Here is a 23339-nt window from a genome sequence, read left to right on the forward strand (position 1 = left end):
TATGCCGCTCCCGTTTGACGTCCATACCCCTCGGGGGTATCACTACGACCATGGCGACCACGACCGACCCGCGCACGAGCACCGAGCTCGCCATCTCCGGCATGACCTGTGCGTCGTGCGCGATGCGGATCGAGAAGAAGCTCAACCGGCTCGGGGACGTCACCGCCAGCGTCAATTACGCGACCGGGAACGCGCACGTCGAACACCCCCCAAGGGTCACGACGGAGACGCTGGTCGAGACGGTCGAGAAGCTCGGCTACGGCGCGGCACCGCCGGCGTCGACCCCGGACGACGAGGACGGGGACACCGAGGCCGACGAGCTCCGCCACCGCGTGCTCGTCAGCGCCGCGCTCACCGTGCCGGTCGTCGCCCTCGCGATGGTCCCGGCGTGGCAGTTCGTCGACTGGCAGTGGATCTCGCTGGTCCTCGCCGCGCCCGTCGTCGTGTGGGGAGGCTGGCGCTTCCACCGGGCGGCCGCGGTCAACCTGCGCCACGGCACCGCGACGATGGACACGCTCATCTCGCTGGGCACGCTCGCCGCCCTGCTGTGGTCGGTCTGGGCCCTGCTGTTCGGCGACGCCGGCATGCCGGGCATGACCCACGAGTTCTCCTTCACCGCCGATCCCGGCGACGCGATCTACCTCGAGACCGCGGCCGCCGTGACGACGTTCGTGCTCGCCGGCCGCTTCTTCGAGGCCCGCGCCAAGCGCCGGGCGGGCGCTGCGCTGCGGGCCCTGCTCGACCTCGGCGCGAAGGACGCCGCCCTGCTCGTCGACGGGACGGAGACCCGCGTCCCGGTGGAGCGGCTCGTCGTGGGCGACGAGTTCGTGGTCCGGCCCGGGGAGCGCGTCGCGACCGACGGGGTCGTCGTCTCCGGGGTCGGCGCGGTCGACGCGAGCACGGTGACCGGCGAGTCGGTGCCGGTCGAGGTGTCCCCCGCGTCCGAGGTGGTCGGCGGCTGCGTCGCCGTCGGCTCGCGGCTGGTGGTGCGGGCGACGAAGGTCGGCGCGGACACCCAGCTCGCCCGGATCGCCCGCCGGGTGGCCGAGGCGCAGAACGGCAAGGCCGACGTCCAGCGGCTGGCCGACCGGGTGTCGGGCGTGTTCGTGCCCGTCGTGGTCGCGGTCGCCGTGCTCACCTTCGTGGCCTGGCTCCTGCTCGCGGGCGACCTGAGCGGCGCCTTCACCGCCGCCGTCGCCGTGCTCATCATCGCCTGCCCGTGTGCCCTCGGGCTGGCCACGCCCACCGCACTGATGGTCGGCACCGGCCGCGGTGCCCAGCTCGGCATCCTGCTGCGTGGCCCGGAGGTGTTGGAGTCCACCCGGCGCGTCGACACCGTGGTGCTCGACAAGACCGGCACCCTGACCACCGGACGGATGCGGCTGGTGGGGGACGCTCCGGACACCGCCCTGCGGTACGCCGCGGCGGTCGAGGACGGATCCACACACCCGATCGCCCGGGCGATCGCGGACGCGGGCCGGGCCCGCGGCGCGCTCCCGACGGCGACCGACGCACGGACGATCGACGGGCTGGGGGTGAGCGGGACGGTGGACGGTACCGAGGTGCTCGTCGGCCGGCCCGCGCTGCTCGCCGAGCGCGGGATGCCGCTCTCCCCCGCGCTGACCGCGGAGTTCGAGGCCGCGCAGGCCGACGGGGCCACGGCCGTCGTCGTCGGGTGGGACGGCGCGGCGCGCGCCGTCCTCGCCGTGGCCGACACCGTCCGCGAGACCTCCGCCGACGCGGTGCGCGAGCTCCGCGCGTTGGGCGTGCGCCCGGTCCTGCTGACCGGCGACCACGAGGCCGCCGCCCGGGCGGTGGCGGCGGGCGTGGGCATCGACGACGTCCGGGCCGGCGTGCTGCCCGAGGAGAAGGCCGACGTCGTGGCCGCGTTGCAGGCGCAGGGGCACGCGGTCGCCATGGTCGGCGACGGCGTGAACGACGCCGCGGCCCTCGCCCGGGCCGACCTCGGGTTGGCGATGGGCACCGGCACCGACGTCGCGATCGAGGCGGGCGACGTGACCCTGGTCCGCGAGGACCTGCGTGCGGTGCCGGACGCGCTGCGGCTCGCCCGCCGCACGCTCGCGACGATCAGGGGCAACCTGTTCTGGGCCTTCGCCTACAACGTCGCCGCGATCCCCTTGGCGGCGGTGGGCCTGCTCAACCCGATGGTCGCGGGGGCGGCGATGGCGTTCTCCAGCGTGTTCGTGGTGGGCAACAGCCTGCGCCTGCGACGGTTCCGGTGAGCGGCTTCCTCGCCCTGGCCGTCGTCGGCGGGGTGGCCCTGCTCGGGGTCGGCCTCGTCGTCGCGGTGTCGTGGGTGCTCCGGACCGCGAACGGGGTCCGGCGGCCGCTGGTCGCCGCGCCGCACGCCGGCGGGATGCCCGTCGTGGAGCACGCGGTGTCACGCTGGCACGTGCGGTGGACGACCCTCGCGCTCGTCTTCCTCGCCTTCGACATGGAGATGCTCTTCATGTACCCGTGGACGCTCGTCGTGGCGCGGTCCGGGGCGGGCGCGGCGGTCGAGATGTTCGTGTTCCTCGGAATCCTGCTGGTGGGCGTCGGGTACGCGTGGCGGGAGGGCGCCTTCCGGTGGTCCTGAGGTCCCTGATCGCCCGCCGCCCGCACGTCCTGACGATCACGCCTGCGACCGTCGAGGCCGGGCTGCGGCTCGCCGTGGAGGCCGAGCTCGCCCGCCGTCGCTGGCCCGCGGCGTCGTCGCCCGCCGACACCGACGTGGTGCTGGTGCTCGGGTCGCCCGGTCCGCGGCTCGCGGCGGTGGTGCGCTCGGTGTGGGCGGGCGTCCCGACGCCGCGGGTGCTGGCGGCGGTCCCGACGAGCGCTGCGCTCCGGTCGGTGCTCGACGACGCGGCGGCCCGGTTGGCGGGCCGGGGCACCTCCGGTGCCAGCAATGCGTCACTGCTGGCACCCAGTGACAGCAACGCCGCACCGTCGGAGCCGGGACGCGCTGAGCCCGACGATGTGGAGTTCCTGGCGTCCAGTGCAAGCAGTGACGCATTGCTGGCACGGGACGTGCCTCCCGAGCCCCAGATGGCCGACCTCGCCTTCTACGACCGCGACGGCCTCGCCCTGGACGCCCTGCATGTGGCGCTCGGGCCGGTCCTCCCCCACTGGCCGGCCGGGCTCGTGGCGCACCTGACCCTCGCGGGCGACCTCGTCACCGACGCCCGCGCCGAGGTGCTGGACGTGCCGGCGAGCGTCGGCCCGGGCAGCCGCGGCCGCTCGCCGCTCGGGCCCGACCGCACGCGGCTCGACGTCCTCACCCGCGTCCTGGGCCTCCTCGGTGCCGACCACCTCGCCGCCCGCGCCCGCCACCTCCGCGACCACGACCCGGAACCCGGCGAGCTCACCGCGTTCGGCCGTCGCCTGCAGCGCCACCGCCCGCTGCGGTGGGCCGTCCGGGACGTGCCGCTCGTCGGCGGCGCGGTCGAGGAGCGGACGCTGTCCGACCGGGTCGCCCACCTCGCCGGGGCCCTCGGCGGCAGCCTCCCACCCCCGGTCCGTCCCACGGCGGAGAAGGCCGTACAGGCCGTGATCGGTCTCGAGCTGGGCGCCGCCCGGCTCGTGCTCGCCGCGCTCGACCCCGACACGACCCTCGGCGCCGGACCGGTCGCCGCCTTCGCGCCGCCGGAGGTGACCCATCACCACCACTGAGCTGGTCGTCCTGGCGGTCCTCGCGCCCGGCCTCGTCGCCGTCGCCGGACTCGCGGCGGGCGCCAAGGCCGTGACCGCCGGCGAGTCGCCCGCGACCCCGCTCGTCGAGACCCTGCGCCTGCTCGCCAAACAGCGTCGCCGCACCCCGGCCGACGACCCGGGCCTCGCCCGGATCGGGCTCGCCGTCCTCCCGGTCGCGGCGGTGCTCGCCCTCGCCGTCGTGCCGCTCGGCGACCTCGCACCGGTCGACCTCGACGTCGGCGTCGTCTGGTTCAACGCGATGGAGGTCGTGGCCTGGTTCGCGGTGTGGGTGGCCGGGTGGGGCCCGAACGCGGTGACGAGCCTCGCCGGGGGCTACCGCGTGCTACCGCTCGGGCTCGCCTACGAAATCCCGCACATGCTGGCGATCATCACCCCGGCGATCGCGGCCGGCTCGCTGTCACCCGTGGCGATCGCCGCCGCCCAGCACGACCTCTGGTACGCCGTGTGGATGCCGGCGGCCTTCCTGCTCTACCTGCTCTCGGTGGCCGCGATGGCCTTCTGGGGACCGTTCGCGGCGCCACTCGGGCGGGACCTCGCCGGGGGCGCCGCCGCCGAGCACGCCGGGCTCGACCGCCTGCTCCTGCTCGCGGGCCGCTGGATGCTGCTCACGGCGGCCGCGGCGATGGCCGTGCCGCTGTTCCTCGGCGGGGGCGCACCGCCGCCGATCACCGGCCCCGACCCGTTCCCCGGGCTGCCCGCGCTGTGGTTCGCGGTGAAGCTCGTCGTCGTGCTCGGACTGCTCCTGGCCCTGCGCCGCGCCGTGCCGATGCTGCGGATGTCCCGGTTCGCGACCCTCGCCTGGGTCGTCCTCACCCCGCTCGCCGTCGCCCAGGCGCTCGTCGTGACGCTGGTGGTGCTGGCGTGATCGCGCTGGTCGCCGCCCTGGGGGTCGTCGCCGTGGTCACCGGGCTGCTGGTGTTCACCGTGAACTCGATGGCGCGCGCGACGTTCCTGCTGCTCGCGTCGTTCGTCGCCGTCGCCGTCGTGCTCATCGGGTTCGGCCTGGGCTACCTGGGGACCGTGGTGATCCTGATGATGACCATCGAGATGATGATCATGGTCGTCTTCATGGTCATGCTGATGATGAACCCGGCCGGTCTGATGCCGATGACGATGGTCCACAACCGCCGGGGCTCCTGGGCCGTCGCGCTCGTCGTGTTCGGCCTCCTCGTCGCGGGGGTCTGGCTAACGCCCTTCCCGACGAGGGGTCCTGCCGCGGCCGGGGATCCGACCCTCGCCCTCGGCGACGCGCTCATGGGCGGGCAGATGCTGACGATGATGGCGCTCGGGCTCGCGCTGCTGGCCACCATCGTCGGGACGGTCGCGGTGGCGGTGAGCCGCCGGTGACGACGACCGAGCTCGTGCTCCGGATCGCCCTCACCGCGGCCGCCGCCCTGGTGGCCACCGGACTGTACGGCGCGCTCTCCCAGCAGTCCGTCGTCATGATCATGATGGGGCTGGAGCTCGTGGTGAACGGCCTGCTCCTGGCCGCGGGGGCGTTCTGGTGGGCCGGCGGCGCCCCGGTCGTCGCGAGCGTGCTGATCGTCGTCCTCGTGACCGTGATGGCCGTGGAGATGGCGATGGGCTTCGCCGTGGCGCTCGCGCTGTACCGGGCCCGCCAGGTCGACCTCACCGACGACGCCGCGGAGCTCGCCGGATGACCCTCCTGCTGGCGCTGCTCCTCGCCGTCCCCGTCCTCGCGGGCCTCGTCCTGCTCACCGCGTTCCCCCGCGCGACCGGCGCCCCCGTCGTCGCGGCCGGCGGCGTGGCCACCGTCGTAACCGCCGTCCTCGCGGTGGAGCTGGCGACCGCCCGGCCGGTCGTCGGGACGGCGCTGTTCGTGGTCCCGCTCGTGCCCGGCATCACCTTCACCTACGCCGTCGACGGCCTGGGCGCCGTGCTGGCGGTGACGGTCGCCGTCGTCGGCGCGCTCGTCCTGCTCGCGGCCGCCGGGGAGGAACGCCTGCGCCGGGGCCGCTTCGTCGGGACGGTGCTGGTGTTCCTCGGCGCCATGCTGGCCACCGTCACCGCTGCGACGCTGCCCGCCCTGCTCGCGCCGTGGGAGGTGATGGGCGCCGCGAGCTGGGCGCTGATCGCCCACGACCGGCGTGACCCGGCGGTCGGTCCCGCGGCCGGACGGGCCTTCCTGACGACGAGATCGGCCGACGTCGGTCTCTACGTCGCCACCGGGGCCGCGCTCGCCGCGGGCGTGCCGGGTCTGGCCTTCGCCGATCTCGCGACCGCCGACCCGGCGTGGACGTCACTGATCGCGGCCGGGCTCGTCGTCGCCGCCCTGGGCAAGTCGGCCCAGCTCCCGTTCTCCGGGTGGCTGTCCGGGGCGATGATCGGGCCGAGCCCGGTGTCGGCCCTGCTGCACTCGGCCACCATGGTCGCCGCGGGCGCCGTGCTGCTCCTGCGCTCCGCGCCGCTGCTGGCCACGACCGGCTGGGCCGCGACCACCGTCGCGTGGGTCGGGGCGCTGACCGCCGTGCTGCTCGGGCTGATCGCGTGCTGCCAGCGGGACCTCAAGCAGCTCCTCGCGGCCTCGACGTGCTCGCAGGTCGGGCTCATGGTGCTGGGCGCCGGGGTCGGCGCATTGGCCGGCGCGGCCGGGCTGCTCGTCGCCCACGCCGCGGTCAAGGCGCTGCTCTTCCTCGCCGCCGGGGGCTGGCTCGCGGTGCTGCGCACGCGCGCCCTCCCGGCGCTGCGCGGCGCCGCCCGGCGCCACCCGGCCGTGGGGGTGCCGTTCACGATCGGCGCGGTCGCGCTGGCCGGGGTCCCGCCGCTGTCGCTGTGGTGGACCAAGGACGCGGTGCTCACCGGCATCCCGTTCGGGGACGGCGGACTGACCGTGGCCGCGCTGCTCGCGACGACGCTCTCGGCGGTCTCCGCGACCCGGGCCGCGTGGTTCGTCTGGCGGCCGGTGCGCTCGCCGTCGATCCGGCGCGGTGCGGAGCGTCCCGGTCGCGCCCGGCGCCACGTGCCCGTGGCCATCACCGCCGCCCTCGCGGTGCTCGCCGTGCCGGCGGCGGCCCTGGGCGCCGTCGGGGTGGCCGTCGGGCTCGTCCCCGGCGCCGACCCGGGCGAACTCCTGACCACCGGGGTGATCGTGCTCTTCGCCGCCGCGGCCACCTGGGCGCTGCACAGCCGCCCGGTCCGGCTGCGGTCGTCCCTGTGGGGTCGGGCCGCCGCCCGGGTGCGGGGGTGGCTCGGGCTCGAGGCACTGACCGGAGCCGTCGTCGAGAGGCCCGTCCTGGCGCTGGCCGGGCTGCTCGACCGGGCCGACGCGGCGCTCGGGGCGGCGGTGCCGCGGGCGGTGGCGACCGTCCTGGTGGTCGCCCGTGGGGTCGAGCGGCACGGCGAGCGCCGGATCGCCGCCGCGGTCGACCGGTTCGCCGCCGGTGTCCGGCGGCTCGGCGACCTGGCCCGCCGGCCGCAGACCGGACAGCAGCACCAGTACTACGCGCAGGGGGTGATCGCGATCGGCGTGCTGGCGGCCGTGGCGGTGGTCGTGGTGTCGGCGGGGGTGCGCTGATGCTCACCGCGATGTGGGTCGCGCCGCTGGTGGTGGCGCTGCTGCTCGTCCCGGTGACGCGCCGTGAGGTGCTGCTCGGGGCGTGGATCGCGCTGGCCCTGCTCGAGGTGGTGCTCGCGGGCCTGGCGTGGGGCGCGGTGACCGGGTCGGGCTACGCGCACGAGGTCGCGGTGCCCTGGATCCCGGCGTTCGGGGTCGGCTACCACGTGGGGCTCGACGGGCTGTCCGCGCCGCTCGTGGCGATGACCGCGCTGGTGTTCCTCGCCGTCGCGCTGTACTCGCTGCGCGTCGACCCGGCCCAGGACGGGGATACCGACCCGCGCCGCACCCGCGGGTTCGTGCTGCTGTTCCTGGGGCTCGAGGCGGTGTCGATCGGGGTCTTCGTCGCGCTCGACCTCGTGCTGTTCTTCGTGTTCTTCGACGTGTCCATCGTGCTGATGTACTTCGTCATCGCGGGGTGGGGCACCGGCGGGCGGGCGCGGTCGGCGCTGCAGTTCTTCCTCTACACGTTCGTCGGCTCGCTGGTCATGCTGCTCGGCTTCCTCGCGCTGGCGGTGTCCGGTCCGCGGCTGACGTTCGACGTGCCGACGCTCGCGGCGAGCCCCCTGGGCGGGACCGCCGGGATCCTGGCCGTCGTCGCGATCGGGGTCGGCCTCGCGATCAAGACCCCGGTGTGGCCGGTGCACACGTGGCTGCCGCCCGCGCACACCGACGCGCCCGCCGCGGGCTCGGCGGTGCTGGCCGCCGTGCTCCTGAAGATGGGGACCTACGGCTTCGTCCGGATCGCGCTGCCGCTGCTGCCCGGACCGTGGCGGTCGGTGGCGCTGGTCGCGGTGGTGCTCGGCGTGGTCTCGGTGCTCTGGGGCGCGCTCGTCGCCCTCGCGCAGCGCGACCTCAAGCGCATGGTCGCCTACACCTCGGTGAACCACATGGGCTACGTCCTGCTCGCGCTGGGGGCCGCCGGGTTCCTGACGACCGGTCCCGAGGCCCGGGGCCTCGCGGTCACCGGCGCGACGGTGCAGATGGTGAGCCACGGCCTGATCACCGGGGCGCTGTTCCTGCTGGCCGGTGTGCTGCGGGAGCGGGGCGGGACCTCGGAGATCGCGGCGTGGTCGGGCGTCGCCGGCCCGATGCCGCGGTTCTCCTGGACGTTCGCGGTGGCGGCGTTCGCCTCGCTGGGCCTGCCCGGGCTGTCCGGGTTCGTCGCCGAGTTCTCGATCCTCGCCGGGTCGCTGGCCGCGGTGCCGGTCGCGGCGGCGGTGGCGGCCCTCGGCCTCGCCGTGACCGCGGCGCTGTTCGTGCGGGCCCTGCAGTCGATGCTCCTGGGCGACCGGCACCTCCCGCGCGCCGCCGAGCGGGTGCCCCCGCGGACCGGGGCGTTCCGGCGACCGGTGTCGCCCGACCTGCGCGTGTCGCAGACCGCCGCGGTCGGCCTGCTCCTGGCCGCCTCGCTGGTGATCGGGCTGGCGCCCGGGCTCGTGACAGCGACGATCGCGCCCGCCGCGTCGACGGTGGTGGACCTGGTGTCGCGGTGACCGCCGACGTCCTGGTGCTCGCGCCGGAGGCCCTCCTGGCTCTGGGCGCGGTGCTGGGCCTCGCCGTCGGGACGTGGTTGCCGCCCGGGCGGGAGGGCGCGGTCCGGGGCATCGGGGTGCTGTTCGCGCTGGCCGCGATCGCAGCCGCCCTGGTGGGTCCGCAGGGGCCGTCGTTCGACGGCACGTACCTGGTCGACCTCGCGACCACCGTCGTGCGGGTGGTCGTGGCGGGCGCCGTGGTCGTGACGCTCGTGCTGGCCGGCGACCACCCGGACGTCGGCGGTGGGCCACGGCCGACGACCGGTGAGGACGGCGGGCCACCGCTGACGGCCCGCGTCGACACCGCGTTCGCCGTCCTGCTCCAGCTCTCCGCCGTCGGCGCGATGCTGCTGGGCGGGGCGACCGACCTGCTGCTGCTCGCCGCGGCGGTCCTGCTCGCCGGGCTCCCGCTGGCCGCCCTGGCCGGACTCGGGCGGGACGGCCGCGCCACCGAGGCGGCGCTCAAGTACTTCCTGACCTCCGCGCTGTTCGGCCTGCTCGCCCTGACCGGCACGACGCTGCTGCTCGGGCTCGCGGGAGCCACGGCCTACCCGGCGCTGGCGGGCCTGACCGGACCGGCCTCCGCCGTCGGGATGATCCTGGTCCTGGCCGGGCTGCTGATGGCGGCCGGCGCGGTCCCCGCGCACTTCTGGGTGCCGGACGCGGTCGACGGCACCTCCCCGGTGACCGGCGCGGTGCTCACCACGACCGCCAAGATCGGCGCGCTCGTGGCCGTGTGGCGCCTGACGACGGCCGTCCCGGGCCTCCCGACCCCACTGCTCGTCGCGATCCTCGCCGTCGCGTCGATGACGCTGGGCAACCTCGCCGCGTTCGCCCAGACCTCGCTGCGGCGGCTGCTGGCGTACTCGACGATCAGCCAGGTCGGGTACCTGCTCGTGCCGGTCGCGGTGGCGCGGGAGACCGCGCTGGCGCTGCCGACCCTGCTCGGCTACCTCGCGGCGTACACCGTCACCAACCTGGCCGTGTTCGCGGTGCTCGCCGCCCGCCCGCAGGCCCTCGAGATCGGCGAGCAGCGCGGCCTGGCCCGCCGGCACCCCGGCCTGGCCGTGGCGCTCGCGGTCGGGCTGCTCGGCCTCGTCGGGACCCCGCCCACCGTCGTCTTCGCCGGCAAGCTCGGCGTGCTGACCGCAGCCCTCGACGGCGGCGCCGCGTGGCTCGGCGTCGTCGTGGTGCTCAACTCCGTCGCGAGCCTCGTGTACTACCTGCGCTGGGTCGCGCCCGTGTTCTCCGCCGGCGACCCGGTGCTGCGCGACCCGGTGGCGCCGCGCGCCCGGGTGGTGGCGGTGACGCTGGCGGTGGTGTCGGTCGTGGGGTCGGTGGCGCTCGCTCTCGTTCCTGCTGTGTGACAGCGAAGCGTCGTTGCTTGCATCCAGTGGCAGGAAAGCCACATCGTCACCGCCCGTGGACGACCATCTGACCCTGAACCGCGCCAACTGGGACGAGCGCGCGGCCCTGCACGTCACGAGCCCCGACTACGCGGTGGACCGGCTCGTCGCCGACCCCACGGCGATCTCCGACGTGGTCGCCTTCGACCGCTCGCGGCTCGGCGACCTCACCGGCCTGCGCGGCGTGCATCTGCAGTGCCACATCGGCACCGACACGCTCTCGCTCGCCCGGCTCGGGGCGGACGTCGTCGGGGTGGACCTCTCCCCCGTGTCCGTGGAGCACGCCCGAACCATCGCCGACCGGGCCGGCGTGCCGATCGAGTACCTGGTCAGCGACGTGTACACCGCCCCGGAGGCCCTGTCGGGCCGCACGTTCGACCTCGTCTACACCGGGATCGGGGCGCTGAACTGGCTGCCGAGCATCGAGCGGTGGGCCGACGTCGTCACCGCCCTGCTCGCGCCCGGCGGGCGACTCCTCCTGCGCGAGATGCACCCGGCCCTCGGGGCGATCGACGAGACCGTGCCGGGGCCCCTCGTCGTCGGCTACCCGTGGTTCGAGACGCCCGAGCCGCTCGTGTTCGACGACGACACCACCTACGTCGCCGCCGAGGGCAGGCTCACCGCCACGACCACGCACGAGTGGGCGCACGGGCTCGGCGAGCTGATGACGGCGCTGCTCACCCGCGGCCTGCGCATCACCGGCTTCGAGGAGCACCGCAGCGTGCCCTGGGAGGCGCTGCCGGGGCGGATGCGCCGCGACGACGACGGCGAGTTCCGGCTCGTCGAGCACCCCGAGCGGCTCCCGCTGAGCTACACCCTGCAGGCGGTGGCGCCGGGACCTGCCAATGCCGCGCGGGTGCCAGGCGCCCGGGGACCGTCGTCGGGCTAGCGTCGCGTGCGTGATCACCGCCTTCGGCGCCCGGTTCGACGTCGGGCCCGGGTACCTGAACACGCCGTCGGTCGGCGTCCCGCCCCGCCACGTCGTCGACGCGGTCCGCGCGTGGACCGACGACTGGGCCACCGGCGGCATCTCCGCGCCCGCCATGGACGGGCCGGTGGACGTCACGCGCGCTGCCTTCGCGGCCCTCACCGGCTTCCCGACGACGGCCGTCGCGGTCGGGTCCGTCGTCTCCGGGCTGCTGGGACCGGTCGCGGCGTCGTTCCCGGCCGGGACCCGGGTGCTCACCGCGACCGGGGAGTTCACCAGCGTGAGCTTCCCGTTCGCCGCGTGCGGGCACGACGTCACCGAGGTCCCGGTCGACACCGTCGGGGCGCGGGCGGCCGAGCACGACGTGGTGGCGGTGAGCGTCGCCCAGTCCGCCGACGGCGCGCTGGTCGACCTCGACGCCGTGCGGGCGTCGGGCGCGTTCGTCGTCCTCGACGCGACGCAGTCGCTGGGGTGGCTGCCGGCGGACCTGTCGTGGGCCGACGTCGTCGTCGCGGGTGGGTACAAGTGGCTGCTCTCGCCGCGCGGGTGCGCGTGGGGCGCGTTCTCCGACCGGGCGGTGGACCGGGTGACGCCGAGCGCGGCCGGCTGGTACGCGGGCGAGGACCGGTGGAGCGCCGTGTACGGCCTGCCGCTGCGGCTCGCCGGCACCGCCCGGCGGCTGGACGTCTCCCCCGCCTGGTCGTCGTTCGCCGGTGCGGCCGTCGCGCTCCCCTGGCTCGCCGGGCTGGACCGGACCGCCGTGCACGCCCACGGGGTCGGGCTCGCGGCGCGGCTGCGGGCCGGCCTCGACCTGCCGGAGACCGGGTCGGCGATCGTGTCGATCCCGGGCGACCCGCAGCGGCTGCTCGACGCCGGGGTGCGGTGCGCCGCCCGGGTGGGCGCTGTCACTTGCTGAAGACGACTGCACTAATTCGCGGAGTCAGGTGCACTGCCCGGTGTCCTGGCGGCTCCGGGCGGTGATAGAGGAGGACCGTCCTGTCCTCGGAGTCGCCCTCAGAATCGCGGTGTTCGCGGGGGCCATGAGCTGCTCAAGCCTTCTTGCGGCCGCTTCTGGACTCGCCACGCACGCAGCCTCTGGATATTTGCGGTTCGATACTTCATCTGCCTACTCGAGCGTTGTTGGCGATCCGATGAAGCGGTCGACGATGGTCGCGATGAGTGTGGCGACCTCGTCGTTGGGGTGGAGCGGGAGGACGATGTGGCTGATGGCCAGTCGTGTGGCCGTCTCGGCCGCGTGGCGGGCGGTGTCCGGGTCGACGTCGGGGCGCGCGGTCAGGATTGCTCCGGCGAGTCGTTGGCGGGCGGCGTTGATGACCGGGCCGGCGTCGCTGGTGAGCAGGGGTAGCAGTTCGTCGCGGCCTTCGGCGGTGAGGACGGCCTTGAGCAGTGGGTCGGCTGCGGCTGTTTCGAGGGTGTAGAGCACGGCCGCGCGCCATTGCCCGATGACGTCGTCGGCTTGGGTGAGGGCGTCCTCGACACCGGCGAGGAACTGTTCGGTGAGTCGTAGGACGAGGGCCTGGGCGAGTCCGTGCTTGTTGGTGAACGCGTTGTAGAGGGTCTGGCGGCTGACGCCGACGCGAGCGGCGACGGTCTGCATCTGGAGGCCGTCCCACCCGTGGGCGGCCACTTCCTCGGCGGCAGCGGACAAGGCGGCCTCGATGGTCTGTCGTCGTCCGCTGTCGTCCGGAGCCCTCACATCTGTGGAGTCTACTGATCTCGTCCAGAACTGGACACGAGGCGACTGTGCGTCTTGACACGTGGCGGCGCTGCGCCCATGGTGCGCCTATGGCTGATGTCCACTGGTGGGCCGTCCGAGTTCAGGTCCCTGGCTACCGCACCGCCGAGAGTTGGGTCGCCCGGTGAGCTCGGCCGCTGGGGCAGCCCGAGAAGCCGACGCCGCGTTGGAGCAGGGGTTGCTCGAGGTCCTCCTCAGCGATCACGGTGCGGCCGGGCCCTACGAGGCGTATCGGTGGCTGCGGGAGCGGGCGCCGCGGTTGCGGACCGGGTCCGGGCTGGTCGTCCTCTCCGGTTACGAGGACTGCGCGGCGGCGTTGCGGGATCGTGCGCTGGGCAAGGCCGACGAGTCGCTGGGCTTCGCCCTCGCGGCCGTGCCCGAGCAGCTGCAGCGCCGGGCGCTGCGGCGCTTCCGGCGCACCATGCTGTTCCGCAATCCCCCCGATCACGGACGTCTGCGCCGCCTCGTGGCGCAGGTATTCACCCCCCGCCACGTCGAGGAGCTCCGCCCGTCGGTCGTCGCGCGCATCGACGAGCTGCTCGACGGCTGGGCGGGTCGCGACGAGGTCGATGCGGTCGCCGACCTCGCATTGCCGCTGCCAGTGGGCGTGATCGGCGATCTGCTGGGCGTGCCGGGATCGGACCTGGTGGCGACCGCACCGCGGGTGCGCGCTCTGGTGGCACCGCTGGAGCCCAGCGCCGACGTCGATGCCGTCCGCGAGGCCGCCGAGGCCGAGGACGAGCTGGCGGCCTACTTCGCCGACCTGCTCGAGGTGAAACGACGACGCCCGGATGACGACCTGCTCAGCCGGCTCGCGACCGCTCACGGCGACGACCGCCTCGACGACGACGAGATGGTCGGTACGGCGATCCTGCTCTTCGCCGCCGGTTTCGAGACGACCACCAACCTGGTGGGCAACGGCTTGGCCGCGCTGCTCGCGGCACCCGAGCAACGTCACCGCCTCGCCGGAGACCCCGGTCTGGTCGCGACCGCGGTCGATGAGCTGCTGCGATTCGACGCCCCGGTGCAAACCGACGGTCGCACCGCTCTCGCCGACACCCGTATCGGCGATCTGGACATCCCCGCCGGGCAGGTGGTGCTGCTCCTGCTCGGCGCCGCCAATCATGACCCTGCGGTCTTCACTCGACCGTCCGAGCTGGACGTGGGCCGGCGGGAGGCCCCACCGCTCTCGTTCGGGGGCGGCCTCCATTTCTGCCTGGGCGCCTCATTGGCCCGGCTGGAAGCCGCCGAGTTGTTCCCCCGGCTCCTGTCCCGCTTCCCCCACCTGACTCCCGCAGGGCCGCCGCGATGGCGACGCGCCCTGTCCTTCCGTGGACTCGACCAGCTTCCGCTGCGCCCAGGACGCGAAGATCCCGGCCGCGGATCGCTTGACTCGCCCGCGGCGGCGGTGGCGCGGTGACCGCGACGCTCACCCACTCCGTGTGGGACACCGAGGAACGCCGCGAGCTGCGGGCCCTGGTCCGCCGCTTCACCGAGCGGGAGATCGTCCCGTCGCTGCCGGAGTGGGAGGACGCCGGCGCGATGCCGCGGGAGCTGCACCGGCGGGCCGGGGAGCTGGGCCTGCTGGCGCTCGGCTTCCCGGAGGGCGCAGGCGGGGAGGGCGGGCACCTCGACTCGGCGATCGCCACCGAGGAGCTGATCCTCGCGGGCGGGTCGAGCGGGGTGGTCGCGAGCCTGTTCACCCACGGCATCGCCGCACCGCACATCGCGCTGCACGGCTCGCCGGAGCTGGTCGACCGCTTCGTGCGCCCGACCCTGCGCGGCGAGCTCATCGGCTCGCTCGGCATCACCGAGCCGGGCACCGGTTCGGACGTCGCCGCCGTCACCACCCGCGCCGTGCGCGACGGCGACGACTACGTGGTGACCGGAGCGAAGACCTTCATCACCTCCGGTACCCGCGCGGACTTCGTGACGACGGCGGTGCGCACCGGCGGCCCCGGCCACCGCGGGATCTCGCTGCTGGTCATCGAGACCGCCCGCCCCGGCGTGCACCGCACCGCGCTGCGCAAGATGGGCTGGCACTGCTCCGACACCGCCACGATCTCGCTCGACGAGGTCCGGGTCCCGGCGTCGAACCTCGTCGGGGCGGAGGGCAGCGGCTTCCGCCAGATCATGGAGCGGTTCGGGTCCGAGCGGCTCTCGCTCGCGGTCCAGGCGGCCGCCACCGCCCAGCGCTGCGTCGACCTGACGATCGCCTGGGCGCGGCAGCGCGAGACGTTCGGGGCGCCGCTGGCGACGCGGCAGGTCGTCCGGCACCGGATCGCTCAGATGGCGCGCCGGGCGACGGTCGCCCGGGTCTACGTGCGTGACGTGTTCCTGCGCTGGGAGGCCGGCGACGACGTCGTCACCGAGCTCGCGATGGCCAAGAACCAGGCCGTCGAGGCGTGCGACTGGGTGGTCGACCAGGCCGTCCAGCTCCACGGCGGTGCGGGCTACCTGCACGGGGTCGAGGTCGAGCGGCACTACCGCGACGCCCGCATCCTGGGCATCGGCGGCGGGACGAACGAGATCATGGACGAGGTCATCGCGTCGCGACTGGGGCTGGACGGCTGATGGTCACCTTCACCGAGGAGCACACCGCGTTCCGGAAGTCCGTCCGGGCGTTCGTCGAACGGGAGATCGACCCGTACGTCGACGCCTGGGAACGCGACGGCCGAATGCCCACCCACGAGCTGTTCGGCAAGCTCGGCGCGCTCGGCTGGCTGGGCCTCGAGTACGACGAGGCCTACGGCGGCCAGGGCGCCGACCACCGGTTCGCGGTGGTCCTCGCCGAGGAGATCGGGCGCTGCGACGCGGCCGGGGTCGGCATGGCGATCGCGGTGCAGACCGACATGGCGACGCCGTCGCTGCACCGCTTCGGCTCCGAGGACCTCAAGGCGCGCTACCTCGCGCCGGCGATCCGCGGCGAGATGGTCGCGGCGATCGCGGTGACCGAGCCCGACGCCGGGTCCGACGTCGCCGGCCTGCGCACCCGCGCCACCCGCGACGGGGACGACTGGGTCATCGACGGCGCCAAGCTCTACATCACCAACGGCGTCCAGGCCGACTGGCTGTGCCTGCTCGCCCGCACCTCCGACGAGGGCGGGGCGCGCGGGATGAGCCAGATCGTGGTGCCCACCGACACGCCGGGCCTGCGCGTGTCCCGCACGCTCGACAAGCTCGGCAACCGCTGCTCGGACACCGCCGAGCTCGCCTTCGACGGCGTCCGGGTGCCGGTGGCGAACACGATCGGCACGATCGGTCGCGGCTTCCAGCAGCAGATGGCCCAGTTCCAGAACGAGCGGATGGTCGCCTGCTACGGCCGCGTCGGGGCCTGCGAGCGCGCCCTCGACCGCACGCGCGACTACCTGAAGCAGCGCCGCGCCTTCGGCGGCACACTGATGGACAACCAGTACCTCGCCTACCAGCTCGCCGAGCTCTACGCCCGCGTCGACCTGTGCCGGCACTACAACTACGCCTGCGCCGAGGCCTACGAGCGGGGCGAGGACACCTCCCGGTTCGCGACGATCGCCAAGCTCGCCGTCGGGCGGCTCTGCGAGGACGTCGCGCGCACCTGCCTGCAGTACCACGGCGGGATCGGCTACATGGAGGAGACGTGGACCGCCCGCTTCCTCCGTGACATGCGGATCACCTCCATCGGCGGCGGCGCCGACGAGGTGATGCTGCGCGTCATCGCCACGATGCACGGGATGTAGGGCGCTCACGGGGCTGCCCGGCCTCGCACCCGAGCCAGACTCGCGCAAGCAGAAATGGACACGCCTAGCATCTGCGTCTTGACGTTGACCCCGTTCACGTCCAGTATTCTTGTTCGACAGTCGTACTCTCGACCGAGGTTCGCGCGACGAGGGAGTCAGCGATGACCGAACACGTCACCCGCTCAGCCAGCGGCAATCCCGACCGTGCCTACGACGACGTGGACATCTCCTCCCGAGCGTTCTGGTCGACCTCGGCCGACGTGCGGGAGAAGACGTTCGCGCTGCTGCGCGAGCGGGGCACGGTCACCTGGCACCCGCCGTTCCAGGAGCAGCTGCTCGAGGACGAGCAGGACTTCGGGTTCTGGGCAGTCACCCGCTACGACGATCTCGTGGAGGTGACCAAGCGGCACCAGGACTTCCTGTCCGGGCCGGGCATTCTCATGGAGAACCTGCCGGCCGAGTTCGTCGAAGCCGGCCAGTCGATCATCGGGATGGACCCGCCCCGGCACACCAAGCTGCGTCGCCTGGTGGCGGCCGCCTTCACTCCCAAGCAGATGCGCCGGATCAACGACCGCATCCAGGCCAATGCGGTGAAGGTCGTCGACAACCTGATCGAGGCGTTGGAGCGCGACGGCGGCCGGACCGATTTCGTCGCCGAGTGCGCCGAGCTCCTGCCGATGCACAACATCAACGACATCATGGGTGTGCCCGACGGGCAGCGGCAGGAAGCCGCCCACCACATGAAGGTCGGGACCAGCTGGAACGACCCCGAGCTCGTCGGCGAGACCCGCGAAGAGGTCTTCACCGCGCTGTTCCAGGCGATGGCCTACATGCACACCCTGGCCGCGGAGCTGACCGGCCAGCGGCGGGAACACCCCACCGAGGACCTGATCACAGCCCTCGCGCAGGCCGAGATCGACGGGGAGCAGCTCACCGACCACGAGATCGGCGCGTTCTTCGTGCTGCTCACCATCGCCGGCAACGACACCACTCGGCAATCGACCAGCCACGGGTTGCTCGGGCTGACCGAGTTCCCCGAGCAGCGTTCGTGGTTGTTGGCCGACCTCGAGGGGCGGATGCCCGACGCGGTCGAGGAGATGGTGCGCTGGGCGACGCCGATCATGACCTTCCGGCGCACTGCGGCCCGCGACTGCGAGCTGGCCGGCCAGCAGATCACCGCGGGCGACAAGGTGGTCATGTTCTACAGCTCGGCCAACCGGGACGAGACCCGGATCGAGCGCCCCCACGAGTTCGATCTCTCCCGCCACCCGAACCCGCACATCAGCTTCGGCGGCGGCGGCATCCACCACTGCCTGGGCAACCAGCTCGCGCGGTTCCAGCTCAAGGCGCTGTTCACCGAGCTGCTCACCCGCGTGCCCGACCTCGTCGTCGGGGAGCCCGAACTGACCCCGGGCAACTTCTTCAACGTCGTCAAGCGCCTGCCCTGCTGGCGCCAGGGCTGATCGTCTCCCGATCCCCCCTTTTCGAGAGAGGGCCACCTCCCTGGAGGGAGGGGATGTCTCGAGGGGGAGAGGGGAGGAGGCGGTCCCGTGCCCCTCTCCCGTTCGGGCGATGGGACCGCTCTTCCCACCATGCTTTCCGAGTTCCGACGGTTCGACCGAGGGGTTCTGTCGTTATGGGTGTTTTCGCTGACGAAGCCGAGGTCTACGAGTACCTGGGCGGCATCTTCGAGGTCGCGACGAAGAAGGACGGGTTGGCCGACAAGCTGGCCGCGTCCGGTGTCGTGCTGCGGGTGTATTACACCGATCCGGAGGCCGTGGTGACCGTGGACATGGAGTCGCGGTCGGTGGAGACCGGGTCCGCGTCCACGGCGACCCCGACGGTGGAGCTGCACATGACCGCGGACACCGGCAACCGCTTCTGGCTGGGCAAGGTCAACCTGGCGATGGCGATGGCGAAGGGCACCGTGCGGGCCAAGGGACCGGTCCCGAAGCTGCTCAAGCTCATCCCGACCGCCAAGGAGCTGTTTCCCGAGTATCGCGCGATGGTCGCCGAACGCGGCCGCCACGACCTTCTCGAAGCCTGACACCCAAGACGCAGAGGGGAACCCGTGAAGACCAAGGCCGCAGTGCTCTGGGAGCTCGGAGGCAAGTGGGAGGTCGAAGAGGTCGATCTCGACCCTCCCGGCGCCGGGGAGGTGCTGGTGAAACTCGCCGCCAGCGGCTTGTGCCACTCCGATGAGCACCTCGTCACCGGCGACCTGCCGTTCCCGCTGCCGGTCGTCGGCGGCCACGAGGGTGCGGGCACGGTCGTCGAGGTCGGCAGCGGGGTCCTCGACATCGAGCCCGGCGACTCGGTCGTCCTCACCTTCCTGCCCTCGTGCGGACGGTGCTCCTACTGCGTGCGAGGCAAGACCAACCTCTGCGACCTCGGGGCCGCGCTGATGATGGGACCCCAACTCGACGGGACCCACCGATTCCACGCCCGCGGTGAGGACCTGGGCCAGATGTGCCTGCTCGGGACGTTCTCCGAGTACACCGTGGTCCCCACCGCGTCGGTGGTGAAGGTCGACCAGGGCACCGCCCTGGACAAAGCCGCCGTCGTCGGATGCGGTATCCCCACCGGCTACGGCAGCGCCGTGCGCACCGCGGAGGTTCGGGCCGGAGACACCGTGGTGGTGCTGGGCGCCGGCGGGATCGGCATGAACGCCGTCCAGGGCGCCCGCATCGCCGGGGCCCGCTACGTCGTCGCGGTCGACCCGGTGCCCTACAAGCGGGACCGCGCCATGGAGTTCGGCGCCACCCACGTCGCCGAGTCGGCCGACGCCGCCTGGGAGGTCGTCAGCAGACTGACCCGGGGGCAGCTCGCCGAGGCCTGCATCATCGCCACCGACGTCGCCGAAGGCTCCTACATCGCGCCGGCCCTGGCGCTGGTCGGGAAGGGCGGGCGGGTCGTCGTCACCGCCATCGGCCACCCGGAGGAGGAGACCATGACCGGGTCCCTGCTCGAGCTGACCCTCTACGAGAAGCAAATCCGCGGCGCCCTCTACGGGTCGTCCAACGCCCAGCACGACGTCCCGCGACTGCTGGAGCTCTACAACACCGGCCTGCTCAAACTCGACGAACTCATCACCCAGGAATACACCCTCGAAGACATCAATCAGGGCTACGAGGACATGCGAGAAGGCCGAAACATCCGCGGCCTCATCCGGTACTAAGCCAGGAACCGGCGAGAGAAGGACACGATGCTCGAAGTTCGGGTCGACTACAACCGCTGCACCGGGCACGGACTCTGCGAGCTGGAGGCCGAGGACGTCTTCGAAGTCGGCAGCGACGGCGTGGTGCACGTCCAGACCGACCACCCCGGCGAGGAGCACCGCGAGCAGATCAAGTCGGCCGCGGCGGTGTGTCCCACCGCCGCGCTGACTCTGCTGGGATGACCGAACCGCGAACCACGAGCACACCTCGACGGAGGCCGGGCATGGCGCGCTCAGCGACCGAGACCGATCCCGACCACGGATCGCCGCCGGCGGCGGGGGCCCGGGAGTTGACCCCGCACAGCGACCAATGCCTGGGCTGCGGCCCCGGCAACCCGGCCGGGATCGCCATGCGCGTCTTCCGTGAGGACGACGCCGTCTACTGCGACGTCGCCTTCGCCGACCGGCACGTCGGCGCACCCGGGCTCGCGCACGGCGGGGCGGTCGCGACCGCCTGCGACGACCTGTTCGGGTTCCTGCTCTACGTGGTCGGCGAGCCGGCCGTCACCGGCTCCCTGCAGGTCGACTACCACTCCCCCGCCGTCCTCGGCACCACCTACCGCATCCGGGCCCGACTCGAGCGCCGCGACGGCCGACGCCTGCACATGCACGCCACCGGCACCGACCCCAGCGACCGGCTCTGCTTCGAGGCCCGCGCCGTGTTCATCGTCGTCCCGCTCGCCCACTTCCAGCGCTACGGCTCCCCCGAGTCGATCACCCACGTCTTCGCCAACGCCTCGCCCGCACCGGCTGCGGACAGCAACGAACCCGACCCCGTGAAAGGTCAGCCCCCTCCATGACGACGACGGACGCGCACAGCTGGATCGGGGTCGAGGGCTACCCGCACCGCATGGCCGGGCACTGCGGCTCCGGGGCGCTGCGCGACCTGCTCGAGTGGGCCGGTCTTTCCTGGAGCGGCGAACCACTCAGCGAAGGCACCGTCTTCGGGCTCGGCGGCTCCCTGAGCTTCAGCTACCTGCGGGGACCAGGACTCGGCTCCCCGTTCTACCTCGTCGGCCGCGGCAGCGGGCTCACCGAGTCCCTGACTGCGCGCCTGGGCATCGCCGGGGCCGCCCAGGACACCGACGACCCCGACGAGGGCCGCGCCTGGCTGCATCGCGAACTCGACGCCGGCCGACCCCTGCTGTGCTGGGCGGACATGAGCGAGCTGCCCTACCTGCGGGTCCGCATGCAGATGAGCCGCCACGACATCGTCGTCACCGGCTACGAACCCGACGGCCACCAGGTCCGCGTGATCGACAACGACCGCGCCGAACCGCAGATCATCCCCGCCGCGGCCCTGGCTGCCGCCCGCAGCTCCACCGGCTTCCCCACCCCGACCCGACACACCTGCTACCCGATGCGCTTCCCCGACTCCCTGCCCGACCAGCGCGTCGCGGCCGCGAGCGCCTGCGCGCAGGCCGCACAGTCCATGACCACCCCCGCCGACGACGACACCGTCACGACCCCCGGCGCGCACGCCGCCGGCCACGGACTCGACGGCGTCGCCACCTTCCTCGCCGACCTCGAGGCCTGGCCCGACGTCCTCGCCCGCACCGCGGAGACATCCGAGCAGGACCTGCACACCGCCCTGATCACCCTCGCCGTGTTCATCGAGAAAGCCGGAACCGGCGGCGGCCTGTTCCGCCGCCTCCAAGCACAGTTCCTCGCCGAACTCACCGACCTCGACGAGCGCGCCCGCCCCGCCGCCACGATCTACGACGAGCTCGCCGGTAGCTGGTCAGCGCTCGCCGCCCGCGCCGGCGACACCGCGTGCGGCAGGATCAGCACGCTGGAGAGCACGGCCGGCGGCACCACCGCCGGGAGCAGGTGGCGCCCGAGAACCCGTCGTCGGGACGCGCCCCCGCTGATCGCGGCGTCGATGTAGGGCCGGCCGCGCAGCGAGAGCACCTCCGAGCGCACCACGCGGGCCACCGTCGTCCAGTGGGTCAGCCCGATCGAGGCGACGACCGCGAGGACGCTGCCGCGGTAGAGCGCCACGATGACGATGCCGAGCAGCAGGTGCGGCACCGCGTTCACGCCGTCGACGGCACGCATCAGGATCCGGTCCGGCCACCCGCCGAGCAGGCCCGACAGGGCGCCGTAGAGCGTGCCGATCACGGTGGAGATCACCGCGCACGAGGCCGCGACGGTCAGCGACACCCCGAGCCCGGCGAACGAGCGCAGGAAGAGGTCCCGGCCGACGGCGTCGGTGCCGAACGGGTGGGCGAGCGAGGGTGGCTGCCGGACCGCGGTGTAGTCCACCGCGCCCTGGTCCAGACCGCCGAGCCACGGGATCAGCACGGCGCCGAGCACGAGGACGGCGAGGCCGGCCAGCCCGGCGACGAGGCGTCCCCGTCCCGTCCACGAGGCCCGCGCGCGCAGCGTCCCCGGCCGCCGCCGCCCGGCCGGGCGCCACGCGTCCCCGACGACGGGCGGGGCCGGGGTCGTCGTCAGCTCAGCCATCCGCGGTCACCCTCGGGTCGAGCAGCAGCACCACGACGTCGGCGAGCAGGGCGCCGAGCAGCACGGCGGCGGTGGTGAGCAGGGTCAGGGCCGCGAGCAGCGGGAAGTCGACCGAGAGCGCCGCGGTGACGACCGCGGCCGCGATGCCGGGCCAGGAGAACACGGTCTCGACGAGCACGGCGCCGGTGACGACCTCGGGGAGCCGGTTGCCGAGCACCGTCACGAAGGGCAGCAGGGCGGTCGGCAGGGCGTGGCGGAGCACCACGGTCCGTTCCGGCATCCCGCGGGCCCGCGCCCCGGTCACGTGGTCCTCGTCGAGCGCGCCGAGCAGCGACGACCGCACGTGCAGCACCAGCCACGGCATCTGCGAGATCCCGAGCACGACGGCGGGCAGCACCACGTGCCGGGCGACCTGGTCGACGGTCGGTGCGGCTCCGGCGTCGGTCAGCCCGGCGACGGGCAGCACCGGCCAGGCGACCGCGAACACCGCGATCGCCCCCAGCGCGAGGACGAACGGCGGCAGCCCCTCGAGGGTGTGGCCGACCGCGGTGACCGCCCGGTCGACCCAGCCGCCCTGCCGCCACGCCGCGATCACCCCGGCGACCAGGGAGAGCACGACGGCGACGACGAGGCCCAGCGTCACCAGCAGCAACGTCCACGGCAGGCGCTGGGCGATCACGGTGGACACCGGCTGCCGGAACGACAGGCTCCGGCCGAGGTCGCCGGCGAACAGACCGCCCGCCCACCGGCCCAGCTGGCTCCACACCGAGTCGTTCAGCCCCAGCTGCTCGCGGGCGTTCGCGATCGTGGCGTCGCTCGCGGAGAACACGCCCGCGCCGAAGTACTGGTAGATCGGGTCGAACGGCGACCACGCGGCGAGCAGGAACACCCCGGTGGCCACCACCGCGACCACCGGGACGGCGACCCCGAGGCGCCAGGCGACCAGGATGCCGATCTCGCGGCCCCGGCGGCGGGCGGGCGTCGGCAGGACTGCCGGGTTCATGGTCGAGCTCCGCTCCGCTGCGTC

At 73.6% G+C, this 23339-nt stretch carries 22 protein-coding genes and 1 pseudogene; 20 read left to right on the top strand and 3 right to left on the bottom strand.

From position 1 onward, the window contains the following. Positions 1 to 50: 50 nt before the first annotated feature. The 11 genes from ACQPYX_RS19870 (at position 51) to ACQPYX_RS19920 (ending at position 12073) form a co-directional block, all read left to right on the top strand. A complete protein-coding gene (locus tag ACQPYX_RS19870; RefSeq protein ID WP_433799019.1) occupies positions 51 to 2243 on the top strand; it encodes a heavy metal translocating P-type ATPase in 2193 nt (730 codons plus the stop codon). Beyond that, on the top strand, positions 2240 to 2599 hold the full coding sequence (locus tag ACQPYX_RS19875) for an NADH-quinone oxidoreductase subunit A (protein WP_433799020.1): 360 nt from the start codon (positions 2240 to 2242) through the stop codon (positions 2597 to 2599). Before ACQPYX_RS19870 ends, ACQPYX_RS19875 begins: the two co-directional genes overlap by 4 nt. Next, the gene (locus tag ACQPYX_RS19880; RefSeq protein WP_433799021.1) at positions 2590 to 3672 is read left to right on the top strand and encodes a hypothetical protein; all 1083 of its coding nucleotides are present in this window, start codon (positions 2590 to 2592) and stop codon (positions 3670 to 3672) included. Before ACQPYX_RS19875 ends, ACQPYX_RS19880 begins: the two co-directional genes overlap by 10 nt. A 70-nt stretch (positions 3673 to 3742) precedes the next feature. Continuing rightward, a complete protein-coding gene (locus ACQPYX_RS19885) occupies positions 3743 to 4579 on the top strand; it encodes an NADH-quinone oxidoreductase subunit H (protein WP_433799022.1) in 837 nt (278 codons plus the stop codon). Then, positions 4576 to 5061: an NADH-quinone oxidoreductase subunit J gene (locus ACQPYX_RS19890; RefSeq protein ID WP_433799023.1), complete on the top strand. Its 486-nt coding sequence runs from the start codon at positions 4576 to 4578 to the stop codon at positions 5059 to 5061. The genes ACQPYX_RS19885 and ACQPYX_RS19890 overlap by 4 nt, the downstream gene beginning before the upstream one ends. Then, positions 5058 to 5375, top strand: coding sequence for an NADH-quinone oxidoreductase subunit NuoK (locus ACQPYX_RS19895; RefSeq protein WP_433799024.1), 318 nt, complete (start codon positions 5058 to 5060; stop codon positions 5373 to 5375). Before ACQPYX_RS19890 ends, ACQPYX_RS19895 begins: the two co-directional genes overlap by 4 nt. Further along, positions 5372 to 7249, top strand: coding sequence for a proton-conducting transporter transmembrane domain-containing protein (locus ACQPYX_RS19900; RefSeq protein ID WP_433799025.1), 1878 nt, complete (start codon positions 5372 to 5374; stop codon positions 7247 to 7249). The genes ACQPYX_RS19895 and ACQPYX_RS19900 overlap by 4 nt, the downstream gene beginning before the upstream one ends. After that, positions 7249 to 8784: a complex I subunit 4 family protein gene (locus ACQPYX_RS19905; RefSeq protein ID WP_433799026.1), complete on the top strand. Its 1536-nt coding sequence runs from the start codon at positions 7249 to 7251 to the stop codon at positions 8782 to 8784. Before ACQPYX_RS19900 ends, ACQPYX_RS19905 begins: the two co-directional genes overlap by 1 nt. Further along, positions 8781 to 10190 (top strand): NADH-quinone oxidoreductase subunit N, encoded by a 1410-nt coding sequence (locus tag ACQPYX_RS19910; protein WP_433799027.1) that lies wholly within the window; start codon positions 8781 to 8783, stop codon positions 10188 to 10190. Before ACQPYX_RS19905 ends, ACQPYX_RS19910 begins: the two co-directional genes overlap by 4 nt. 55 nt (positions 10191 to 10245) lie before the next feature. Beyond that, positions 10246 to 11118, top strand: coding sequence for a class I SAM-dependent methyltransferase (locus ACQPYX_RS19915; RefSeq protein WP_433799028.1), 873 nt, complete (start codon positions 10246 to 10248; stop codon positions 11116 to 11118). A 10-nt stretch (positions 11119 to 11128) separates the two neighbouring features. Continuing rightward, positions 11129 to 12073 carry an aminotransferase class V-fold PLP-dependent enzyme gene (locus ACQPYX_RS19920; protein WP_433799029.1) on the top strand — a complete coding sequence of 315 codons (945 nt, stop codon included), beginning with the start codon at positions 11129 to 11131 and terminating at the stop codon, positions 12071 to 12073. A 210-nt stretch (positions 12074 to 12283) separates the two neighbouring features. Here the strand turns inward: ACQPYX_RS19920 and ACQPYX_RS19925 are convergent, their stop codons facing one another. Then, positions 12284 to 12874, bottom strand: a complete 591-nt coding sequence (locus ACQPYX_RS19925; RefSeq protein ID WP_230760738.1) for a TetR family transcriptional regulator — start codon at positions 12872 to 12874, stop codon at positions 12284 to 12286. A gap of 217 nt (positions 12875 to 13091) precedes the next feature. Here ACQPYX_RS19925 and ACQPYX_RS19930 point away from each other — a divergent pair, with 217 nt between their 5' ends. The 9 genes from ACQPYX_RS19930 to ACQPYX_RS19970 all read left to right on the top strand — a co-directional run bounded on the left by ACQPYX_RS19930 (position 13092) and on the right by ACQPYX_RS19970 (position 21734). Beyond that, entirely contained in the window at positions 13092 to 14333 is a 1242-nt protein-coding gene (locus tag ACQPYX_RS19930) for a cytochrome P450 (RefSeq protein ID WP_433799030.1), read from the top strand. Next, entirely contained in the window at positions 14330 to 15487 is a 1158-nt protein-coding gene (locus tag ACQPYX_RS19935; RefSeq protein WP_433799031.1) for an acyl-CoA dehydrogenase family protein, read from the top strand. The genes ACQPYX_RS19930 and ACQPYX_RS19935 overlap by 4 nt, the downstream gene beginning before the upstream one ends. After that, entirely contained in the window at positions 15487 to 16629 is a 1143-nt protein-coding gene (locus tag ACQPYX_RS19940) for an acyl-CoA dehydrogenase family protein (RefSeq protein ID WP_433799032.1), read from the top strand. Before ACQPYX_RS19935 ends, ACQPYX_RS19940 begins: the two co-directional genes overlap by 1 nt. A gap of 161 nt (positions 16630 to 16790) precedes the next feature. After that, positions 16791 to 18092, top strand: coding sequence for a cytochrome P450 (locus ACQPYX_RS19945; protein WP_230760746.1), 1302 nt, complete (start codon positions 16791 to 16793; stop codon positions 18090 to 18092). 173 nt (positions 18093 to 18265) lie between these two features. Next, positions 18266 to 18676: an SCP2 sterol-binding domain-containing protein gene (locus tag ACQPYX_RS19950; RefSeq protein WP_230760749.1), complete on the top strand. Its 411-nt coding sequence runs from the start codon at positions 18266 to 18268 to the stop codon at positions 18674 to 18676. A 24-nt stretch (positions 18677 to 18700) separates the two neighbouring features. Beyond that, positions 18701 to 19807: an NDMA-dependent alcohol dehydrogenase gene (locus ACQPYX_RS19955; RefSeq protein ID WP_286057056.1), complete on the top strand. Its 1107-nt coding sequence runs from the start codon at positions 18701 to 18703 to the stop codon at positions 19805 to 19807. A 27-nt stretch (positions 19808 to 19834) separates the two neighbouring features. After that, complete coding sequence (locus ACQPYX_RS19960) at positions 19835 to 20029, top strand: ferredoxin (RefSeq protein ID WP_230760752.1); 195 nt, start codon at positions 19835 to 19837, stop codon at positions 20027 to 20029. A 41-nt stretch (positions 20030 to 20070) separates the two neighbouring features. Beyond that, complete coding sequence (locus ACQPYX_RS19965; RefSeq protein WP_230760754.1) at positions 20071 to 20646, top strand: PaaI family thioesterase; 576 nt, start codon at positions 20071 to 20073, stop codon at positions 20644 to 20646. A gap of 50 nt (positions 20647 to 20696) precedes the next feature. Further along, positions 20697 to 21734 (top strand): BtrH N-terminal domain-containing protein, encoded by a 1038-nt coding sequence (locus ACQPYX_RS19970; protein WP_433803767.1) that lies wholly within the window; start codon positions 20697 to 20699, stop codon positions 21732 to 21734. On the opposite strand, the pseudogene ACQPYX_RS19975 reads toward ACQPYX_RS19970, so the two are convergent. Continuing rightward, positions 21674 to 22312, bottom strand: a pseudogene (locus ACQPYX_RS19975) (ABC transporter permease); the annotation flags it as partial. The gene ACQPYX_RS19970 and the pseudogene ACQPYX_RS19975 sit on opposite strands and share 61 nt — an antisense overlap. After that, a complete protein-coding gene (locus ACQPYX_RS19980; RefSeq protein WP_433799033.1) occupies positions 22305 to 23315 on the bottom strand; it encodes an ABC transporter permease in 1011 nt (336 codons plus the stop codon). The gene ACQPYX_RS19980 and the pseudogene ACQPYX_RS19975, both read right to left, overlap by 8 nt. Between the last annotated feature and the right edge of the window lie 24 nt (positions 23316 to 23339).

The sequence above is a fragment of the Actinomycetospora sp. CA-084318 genome, assembly GCF_050955885.1.
In the GTDB taxonomy this organism is placed as follows: Bacteria; Actinomycetota; Actinomycetes; order Mycobacteriales; family Pseudonocardiaceae; genus Actinomycetospora.